Below are 1,737 nucleotides of genomic sequence, written 5' to 3' on the forward strand. Positions count from 1 at the left end.
CGACTGACCGGTTCGGCGTCGCCGTCTTCCACGACCTCCAGTACGTCTACCTCGACTCCCCCGACAACCCGGTCTGAGATCGAGCCCGTGGCCCCGGACCTTACCTAGCGGCACACACCACACCCGGGGCCGCGGTCCCCGGACGGCGGCGGCGCGGCCGGCCGATATGTCATCACTGCCGCGCCGCCGCCCCCAGACTGCCGAGCCCCCGTGTGCACGGGTTACCTCCCGGGGGTGCGGCACCAGACAGGTGGAGCGGTTTCCATGGCGTGGCAGTCCGCCCCGCCATTACGCGAAGGACCGTTGATGGCCGAGATCGAACGCGCCACCTCCGCGGTGATGCCCTCCCCCGCTCCGGTAGCGGTCTACCGTGGACGGGTGCTCAGTGGACGGCGCCTCCGGCTGGGGTCCCGCACGTCTCCGATGGCCATGGCCCAGGCCCACCTTGTCCGCGATCTGCTGGCCGGGCAGGTCGACGGCCTGGATGTCGAGATCGTCGGTATTCAGACCTCCGGCGATGCCTGGCGCGGCGACCTGGCCCAGCTGGGAGGCAAGGGGGCGTTCCTCAAGGAGATCGACAAGGCCCTGGTGACCGGGCAGATCGACATGGCGGTGCACTGCCTCAAGGACGTTCCCGGGGACGTGCCGCTGGCACCCGGCACGGTGATCGCCGCGTACCTGCCGCGCGAGGACGTCCGCGACGTCGTCGTGTTCCCCACCGGCTCGAAGTACTCGCACCTCGATGACCTGCCTCCCGGCTCGAAGATCGCCACATCGGCCGTACGGCGCAAGGCGCAGCTGTTGCGCGTGCGTCCCGATCTGCACGTCGACCGGATCCGCGGCAACGTCGACACCCGCCTCGCCCGTCTGGACGCCGAGCAGCGGTTCGGCGCGATGATCCTGGCCGGGGCGGGCCTGCGGCGTATCGGCATGGAGCACCGCGCCGACCAGGTCCTGTCGCTGGAGGAGATGTGTCCGGCGGTCGGCGCCGGGATCATCTGCCTGCACGTGCGCGAGACCGACGAGGCGCTGGTCGAGCTGGCGCGACTGCTGGACGACCCGGTGACCCGCGTGCACGCGACCGCCGAACGCACGATGCTGCACAGCCTTCGGGGCCACTGCAACAGCCCGATCGCCGGGCACTGCACGACCACGCCCGACGGGCAGCTGTCGCTGCTGGGGATGGTGTTCTCGCGCGAGGGCGGCACGTTCGCCTACGCGCACGAATGGGACACGCCCGACCGCGCCCCCGAACTGGGGGCGTTCGTCGCGGCGACGCTGGCCCGCAAGGGCGCGCGGGCGATCATCGACGGCATCCCGCACTGACGGCGGGTTCGCGGTGTTCCCGTCGGCCGTCGGTGCGGACGATCACTGACGGCCGACGGCACAAAGCCGCCTTGCTCCGGTCCGCATGAAGGGCGGGGCGGTCACATGCGGGTTGGCATCTTTTTCCGGTTCTGCGTGAGGCATTCGCGCTGATCTCCGAAGCCTTCCGGCGCCCGCGCCGCCCGTCGCCTTGCGTCCGTCGGCGCTGCCCAGCGTCGGCACATCCCGACGGGGCGGGAGTCCGGATGCGCGGCGTGGGTGCCGCTGGTTAGCGGGCGGACCTAGAGCGCTCTAGTCGCTGGTGATCATGGCGGAGTCGGTGACGCGAACCTTGAACGCTCGTCCCGTCGCCTAGATGTACTGACCATGGACGTTGGTGACGGCGACACGGCTGGATGATCTTGAAATGAA

The 1,737-nt window shown here is 70.2% G+C and carries 1 protein-coding gene; it reads left to right on the forward strand.

Annotated elements, in window-relative coordinates:
• Nucleotides 1–306: 306 nt before the first annotated feature.
• Nucleotides 307–1,326: a hydroxymethylbilane synthase gene (gene hemC / locus ABD879_RS32490; RefSeq protein ID WP_345025622.1), complete on the forward strand. Its 1,020-nt coding sequence runs from the start codon at nucleotides 307–309 to the stop codon at nucleotides 1,324–1,326.
• Nucleotides 1,327–1,737 lie beyond the last annotated feature (411 nt).

Source organism: Actinomadura keratinilytica (assembly GCF_039539665.1).
In the GTDB taxonomy this organism is placed as follows: Bacteria; Actinomycetota; Actinomycetes; order Streptosporangiales; family Streptosporangiaceae; genus Spirillospora; species Spirillospora keratinilytica.

What these genes read in the sequence shown, in the direction of transcription:
- hemC (WP_345025622.1), top strand. Translation starts at nt 307, where the DNA reads ATGGCCGAGATCGAACGCGCCACCTCCGCGGTGATGCCCTCCCCCGCT.